This window comes from Halobacillus sp. BBL2006 (assembly GCF_000786645.1).
Taxonomy (GTDB): Bacteria; Bacillota; Bacilli; order Bacillales; family Halobacillaceae; genus Halobacillus.
The window spans coordinates 1-7,044 of sequence record NZ_JRNX01000689.1 but is presented as its reverse complement, the minus strand read 5'-3'; the positions used below and the strand labels follow the sequence as shown (position 1 = coordinate 7,044).

At 39.3% G+C, this 7,044-nt stretch carries 9 protein-coding genes and 1 pseudogene; 2 read left to right on the top strand and 8 right to left on the bottom strand.

Annotated elements, in window-relative coordinates:
- From LD39_RS18355 to rpmG, 4 genes and pseudogenes are all read right to left on the bottom strand, one after another.
- Nucleotides 1-477: pseudogene (locus LD39_RS18355) on the bottom strand (rhomboid family intramembrane serine protease); the annotation flags it as partial.
- 344 nt (nucleotides 478-821) lie between these two features.
- Complete coding sequence (locus LD39_RS18350) at nucleotides 822-1,787, bottom strand: L-lactate dehydrogenase (RefSeq protein WP_197061455.1); 966 nt, start codon at nucleotides 1,785-1,787, stop codon at nucleotides 822-824.
- A gap of 101 nt (nucleotides 1,788-1,888) precedes the next feature.
- Nucleotides 1,889-2,449 carry a 5-formyltetrahydrofolate cyclo-ligase gene (locus tag LD39_RS18345; RefSeq protein WP_052158947.1) on the bottom strand — a complete coding sequence of 187 codons (561 nt, stop codon included), beginning with the start codon at nucleotides 2,447-2,449 and terminating at the stop codon, nucleotides 1,889-1,891.
- Between the two features lie 63 nt (nucleotides 2,450-2,512).
- Nucleotides 2,513-2,662, bottom strand: a complete 150-nt coding sequence (gene rpmG, locus LD39_RS18340) for a 50S ribosomal protein L33 (protein WP_035551360.1) — start codon at nucleotides 2,660-2,662, stop codon at nucleotides 2,513-2,515.
- Between the two features lie 180 nt (nucleotides 2,663-2,842).
- On the opposite strand from rpmG, the gene LD39_RS23230 reads away from it, so the two are divergent.
- Nucleotides 2,843-3,220, top strand: a complete 378-nt coding sequence (locus LD39_RS23230; protein ID WP_035551357.1) for a hypothetical protein — start codon at nucleotides 2,843-2,845, stop codon at nucleotides 3,218-3,220.
- Entirely contained in the window at nucleotides 3,217-3,672 is a 456-nt protein-coding gene (locus tag LD39_RS18330) for an endolytic transglycosylase MltG (RefSeq protein ID WP_035551354.1), read from the top strand. Before LD39_RS23230 ends, LD39_RS18330 begins: the two co-directional genes overlap by 4 nt.
- A 42-nt stretch (nucleotides 3,673-3,714) precedes the next feature.
- Here LD39_RS18330 and phoU read toward each other — a convergent pair whose 3' ends face one another.
- From phoU to pstC, 4 genes are all read right to left on the bottom strand, one after another.
- Nucleotides 3,715-4,371, bottom strand: coding sequence for a phosphate signaling complex protein PhoU (gene phoU / locus LD39_RS18325; RefSeq protein WP_035551350.1), 657 nt, complete (start codon nucleotides 4,369-4,371; stop codon nucleotides 3,715-3,717).
- Nucleotides 4,372-4,399: 28 nt separating this feature from the next.
- Nucleotides 4,400-5,272 carry a phosphate ABC transporter ATP-binding protein PstB gene (gene pstB, locus LD39_RS18320; protein WP_369793265.1) on the bottom strand — a complete coding sequence of 291 codons (873 nt, stop codon included), beginning with the start codon at nucleotides 5,270-5,272 and terminating at the stop codon, nucleotides 4,400-4,402.
- Between the two features lie 2 nt (nucleotides 5,273-5,274).
- Nucleotides 5,275-6,153, bottom strand: a complete 879-nt coding sequence (gene pstA / locus LD39_RS18315) for a phosphate ABC transporter permease PstA (RefSeq protein ID WP_035551347.1) — start codon at nucleotides 6,151-6,153, stop codon at nucleotides 5,275-5,277.
- Nucleotides 6,153-7,044, bottom strand: an 892-nt coding sequence (gene pstC, locus LD39_RS18310; protein WP_035551344.1) for a phosphate ABC transporter permease subunit PstC, incomplete at its 5' end; no start/stop codon positions are given. The genes pstC and pstA, both read right to left, overlap by 1 nt.

Below are 7,044 nucleotides of genomic sequence, written 5' to 3'. Positions count from 1 at the left end.
CTGCTTCAGATAAGGGAGAATGGATTCCATTTCTTGCTCTGATATTTTGTAATCCAAGATAGAGTCTTTAATATCAAATGACTTATAGAAGCGTCTTCGCTCTTTCTCTTTAAGTTCATCACCCAAATAGTAAACATGAGAATCAAAGCGTTCATTCTTTAATTCCTCGGTTACTCCTTGCCATTCGTCCACGGGAGGAAATTCAGATACATATAGGCTATGTAATACCACTTTTCCACCTCGAAACAGTTGTCGATTCTGTTTCAATTGCTGGTATGTAATGTGAACATCGCGTTTCAATTCATTTCTCCAGTTGATTTGCTTTTGTTTCAAGCGCACAACATGTGTCTTCCAATGATGCTCTTTTTCTAACCAGACTTCCTGCTCCTTCGTATTCATATGAAGAACATCAAAGCCTTGCACGACGACAAGGTCGTGTATCAATTTCCAAAAAAAATACTCTTGTTCTATATGCATCTCTCTTCCCCCTTTCTCACTAATATCATACCACGGAGAAGATCTATCTCTCCATGGAACTGCTTTTAAAAAAGCTGCCAAAATGATTGGCAGCTTTCCTTCTATTCCCCTCGAAAGATATTAGACAGCAAACGTTGTCTAAGCCAAGGGATATTCATAGATGCTCTTACGACTGCTTTCCTCAAGCCTGGAACTTGAGTAACAATGTTTAACAAACGATAGCGAAATTGGTATATTCCAATGATGAACGAACTAACAATAATCAGCCATTGAAAAATGCTACGCAACTCATCCACCCCTATTCGGTGTTTTGATGAGTTTATGTTTTGTAAGAAGGCACCAGTCTATACATTCACATATTGATTCACTATAGGTTTCATCGTTTCTCTTAATACACTCGCAGAGCGTTGGAATTTTTCTTTCTCTTCCTCAGACAAGTTTAACTCAATGATTTCAGTAATCCCTTTTCGATTGACAATCGCAGGAACACCGATATATAAGTCCTCTACGTTATACGGTCCATCCACATATCCTGAAATCGTCAATACTGCGTTTTCATTATGAAGAATGGCTTTCGTAAGTCTTACCAGTCCCATTGCAATCCCATAATGGGTGGCTCCTTTTCGCTGTATGATATGGTAGGCTGCATCACGGACTTGCTCGAAAATTTTATCAAGATCTTTGAGATCGTATTGATCTGGGTGGTCCTGAATACGGTCATAAACGGAACGTCCCGCTACGTTTGCATGGCTCCACACAGGAAGTTCTGAATCTCCATGTTCTCCTAGAATATACGCATGTACATTTCTAGAATCAATACGGAAATATTCACTCAATTGGAAGCGTAAGCGAGCGGTGTCTAAAATTGTTCCAGATCCAATCACACGATGAACTGGTAGTCCTGAAAATTTCCAAGTCATATAGGTTAGAATATCAACCGGATTTGTCGCTACAATAAAAATGCCGTCAAATCCACTTGCCATTACGGATCCCACAATGGATTTAAAAATAGCCGTATTCTTTTCTAACAGGTCGAGCCGGGTTTCCCCTGGTTTCTGATTAGCTCCTGCAGTGATTACAACGATATCCGCACTTTGGCAATCTTGATAATCTCCAAACCAAATTTTCTTGTTGGCAGGGGCAAAAGCTAAACCATGATTTAAATCCATTGCATCTCCTTCAGATTTCTCTTTATTCAGATCAATCATGACTAGCTCGTCAGCAACTCCTTGATTCAATAGAGCAAATGCGTAGCTGGAACCTACAGCTCCGGTTCCAATTAAAGCGACCCGATTTACATGTTCCATCAATAACCACTCCCTATTTGTTATAACTTACCTTCATTGTAAATCATTTAAGAAGTTTATGGTGGGTAAATATAGCGGAGATCTTGTCTATTTTGTGAAACATTTCACGTACTTTTTATGCCGTTTTCTGTAATTATATAAGAGACCTTCTTATCAAAAGCCTCTACTGGAAGTTGTTGATGACGTTGTTCTTCAGAAGCAATCATCACCGTTTGACCTTGATAATTCTGCAAAAACCGGTCGTAATAACCCCCTCCATAACCTATCCGATACCCTTCATCGTTAAATAGAAGTCCTGGAACGATTAACAAATCAATCTTTTCCTTTGCTAAGTGCGCTGTCTTTGTAGGATCTGGTTCTTGCAAGCCGAAATAAACCGTTTCTAGCTGGTGGTAATCAGTCAATTGATAAAAGTCAAGCTGTTTTGCATCTGGCTCGCACTTAGGTACAGCTACTATCTTCTTATCTGCCCAACCACGTTCAATAATAGGAAAAGTAGACCATTCATGATCCTGAGAAATTGTAGTACCGACCGATTGAGCATTCTCCCATAATTTCGTATGAAAGAGATGCTCATACATCTGTATTTCCTTCTCTTTTTTAAGAACAGGTGAAACCTTGCGCAACGTTTCCTTCCCTAGCTTTCTTAGATCAGACTTGTTCACTGTCAGCCCACTCCTTTTCTCCAATGAGATATAAAAAAAACAGTAGGAAGAGTTCCTACTGTTTTACTTCGTTTCACGGTGAAGCGTATGTTTTCCTAGACGTGGGCTATACTTCATAAGCTCTAAACGCTCAGGATTTTTACGCTTGTTTTTTGTACTAATATAATTGCGGTCACCTGTTTCGGTGCAAGCAAGTGTAATGTTTACACGCATTTGTTATCCCTCCATGTCATGAATCTTTTCACTGTCTTATCCACATTATCAGACTTAACAATAATAACAAATTACCCCCCTACTTTCAAGTATGTTTTGTGACGAAAAACATACAAACTTTCCATAGTCATGTTCAAAATTGTGTGATATAACTAGACGTGGAGACAAGGAGGAAAGACAATGATTTATGCAATTATTACTCTAATAGGAACGTCCATCATGCTTTTTCTATTATCGTTTTTCATGAAAGATCGTATAAAGGATGTTGAAGATCAGATTGAACAAATTTCATTAACGATGTTACAGCAGAACTACCAAATAAAGCATAAAATGAAGGTATTAGAAGAAGAATTATTGACCGACAATTTGACAGAAGAAATTATGGAACGGCCCTATAAAAAGCCTTCGCAGACTAAACCTCCCTCTTCAGTCAGTACCGTTCAATCCATGTTTGAAAAAGGTTATAAAACCCACTACATAGCAAAACAGATAAACATGACTGAACATGAGGTACAATCTCTAAGGAATCGGTGGAACGAAGAGGAGAGAGTACGATGAAACAAACCGTAAGAAGCTTCGCATTAGGACTTCTCACAGCGACCATCATTCTAGGGTTTTTTTATTGGACAGACTCAGATACGAAACAGACCCAATCTAAGCCCATGAGTCAGTCTGAAATGATCCATACTTTAGAAGAGTCAGGTTACCATATATTCGATGATGATGAGCTAAGACAGATTTCTGCTGAGAACAATGAATCTAAGGAGTCTCAGAAAGAAAAAGAAACAACTGAAATTCCACCAACCTCCTATGCAATAGATGTTGTCAAAGGTACCACTTCAAAAGAAATCAGCCTGAAACTTGAAGAAGCCGGAGTCATTGAGAAAGCAGAGGAATTTGATCAATACATAAAAGAGAATCAACTCAGCCGATACATCCAAATCGGTCAAGTCACTTTAAACTCTACTATGACCTTTAAAGAAATAGCTGAAGCGATCACATCACAGTAACGAAAAGAGGATGTCTGTTAGCAGACATCCTCTTTATTAGAACTAATTCAAATCATATTGCTTGCCTTTAACCAGGTAAAAGATATTTTCACCAATATTCGTTATATGGTCTCCAAAGCGTTCAATATATCTAGCTATATAGGCCATTTGCATGATGTGCTGAATTTGCTCGTGATTAATCGCTGTAAGTTCAAGCATACTTTTCACGACGTTTCCACATTTTTGGTCAACAACGTCATCCATTTCTCCAAGCTTATTGGCAAGGGAAATATCTTCATACTCAAAGGCTTTGATCGCTAAGTCAACCATATCCATTACTAGAATGGCCATCTCGCGCAGTTCCGGATCTATTTCAATTCCATGATCTTCACCAAGATGCAGAGTCGCTTTAGCAATATTTGTCGAGTGATCTGCCATTCGCTCTAAGTCTGAGGAAATCTTTATAGCTGTAACCAATCTCCGAAGATCCCGTGCCACCGGCTGTTGCTTGGCAATCATCAAAATTGCATCATCATTGATCTTTTCCTCTTTTTCATCAATGATGGAATCATCTTCAATAATTTGCTTCGCTTTCTCAACATCTCCCTGATACAACACATGAATCGCTGCATCGAGAGAATATTTCGTATCAAGTGCTAATTCTTTAATTTGCTCTTTTAAATCATTTAGATCATTTTCGAATTGTACGCGTATAGACATACGGATCCCCCTCTTTCATAAAAATCAATTAACCGAAGCGCCCAGTAATATAATCTTCTGTTCGCTTATCTTGAGGGTTTTGGAATAAGTTATCTGTTTCAGCGAACTCGATTAATTCTCCATTCAAGAAGAAGGCTGTCTTATCAGAAATACGTGCCGCTTGCTGCATATTGTGTGTCACGATAATAATGCTGTACTTCTTCTTAAGTTCTCGGACAAGCTCCTCTACCTTAGCCGTAGAGATCGGGTCAAGTGCAGAAGTCGGTTCGTCCATTAGAATTACATCTGGCTCAACAGCTAATGCTCGTGCAATACATACCCGTTGCTGCTGACCACCGGAAAGTCCATAGGCATTTTCATTCAAACGATCTTTCAATTCATCCCAGATCGCTGCATCCTTAAGACTTTTCTCAACAATTTGGTCAAGAACTTCTTTCTTCTTAATTCCATGAACTCTTGGTCCATAGGCTACATTATCATACACAGACTTCGGAAATGGATTTGGCTTTTGGAAAACCATACCAACTTTTGTCCGTAAATATTCTTGCTTAAATTTGCTGCTGAAGATTTCTTCATTACGATATTTGATGGAACCTGAAGTTTTAACGATGGGAACCATCTCAACCATACGGTTTAATGTTTTCAAAAATGTGGATTTACCGCAACCAGAAGGACCAATAATCGCTGTCACCTGTTCCTCTGGCACATTCATACTCACTTCATATAAAGCTTGATCAGAACCGTACCATAGATTTAAGTCATTTACTTCGATAACATTATTCACTTTCTTCTGCTGTTTTTTCTCTCTCTTTTCTACAGTTGGTGCAGTGCTTGTCATGCCACCTACATTTGTTTCTTGATTTTCTTGAATCTTACTCATAATGAAACCCTCCTCATCCATAATTAAAGGCGTCGTTGAAATTTATTTCGAATTAACACGGCAATTGAGTTCATCAGCAATAGAATAGCTAGCAATACGATAATTCCAGCCCCGGCAACAAATTGCCATTCTTCCTGAGGTCTGCCTGTCCAGTTATAAATCTGAATCGGCATCACCGTATATTTCGCTAAAAGCGAATCAGGCAGGGTAAAAATAGCTGTTGCTGCACCGACAATAATTAGTGGTGCTGTTTCGCCGATAGCTCTAGACAGGGCAATAATCGTACCTGTCAAGATCCCCGGGAGTGCTGCAGGTAAGATAACCCTGGCAATAGTTTGCCACTTCGAAGCCCCCATACCATACGAAGCTTCTTGTATATCTGAAGGTACGGAACGTAAAGCTTCCTGAGAAGCAACCACGATTACTGGAAGAATCAATAATGCCATTGTTAACCCACCAGCAATTAGAGTGTAGCCATAATTGAACATATAAACGAAGAACGTAAGACCGAGTAATCCAAATACAATAGATGGAACTCCTGCTAAGTTCTGAATGTTTACTCTAATGAAATCCGTGAATTTGTTTTCTGAAGCATACTCCTCTAAATAGATCGCTGAGGACACACCAATGATCACAGACACAACAGCTACGATGACCATCAGCATAATTGATCCGATCAGACCTGCCCAAATACCTGCTTCTTCAGGATAGGGTGCAGGAAAGCTTCTAATATAATCCCAGCTTAAATATCCAATTCCTTGAGTCAATACACGGTAAAATAAAAGGGCTAAGAATACAAGACCAACTGTAGTGGCTAGAAAAAACAGCACCATCATAATTTTATTGGTCAGTACCCGTCCTTCCATGCGCTTTTTAATACCTTGTTCATTCTGTCCAAGCATTAATATTCCTCCCTGAACCTACGAGTAATATATTGTGCAATCAAGTTCATGATCAAAGTGAATACGAACAATGTCATACCTACTGCATATAGACTGTAATAGATCGTTGAACCGAATGTCGTATCACCTGTTGCAGCTTGCACAATAAATGCAGTCATTGTCTGGATGGATTGAGTTGGATCCGCAGTTAGATTCGGTGTTGCTCCAGAAGCGATTGTTACAATCATCGTTTCTCCGATTGCACGGGAAATCGCTAGTACAATGGATGCTACAATACCGGAGAAAGCAGCCGGCAGGACAACCTTGAATACAACTTCTAGTTTTGTTGCCCCTAGTCCATAAGCACCTTCACGCAATGCATTAGGAACAGAGTTCATGGCATCCTCAGACAAAGAAGCAACCATTGGGATAATCATAATCCCTACAACAAATCCACCACTTAACGCGTTGAATATTCCCAGATCAGGAATGAACGTTTGAAACATAGGTGTTACAAATGTCAAAGCAAAATAACCGTAAACAACTGTAGGGATTCCCGCTAAAACCTCTAATACAGGTTTAATAACGCGTCTCACCTTATCATTTGCATATTCACTCAAAAAAATGGCTGACATAAGTCCAAGTGGGACCGCTACGACTGTAGCAATCAAAGTAATTAGCAACGTACCACCAATTAATGGTGCTACCCCATAATCACCAGACCATGGCGACCAATTCGTACCTGTATAGAAATCAATTATTGAAACATTAGAAAAGAAGCCGACCGATTCGCGTAATAAAGTAAATAAAATACCCACTGTCGTCAAAACACTGACTATAGCACATAACAACAAGAACCAAGGGATGATTTTCTCTATTCTTTCCCCTAAGCTCGTTTTTTTCTTTCTTTGT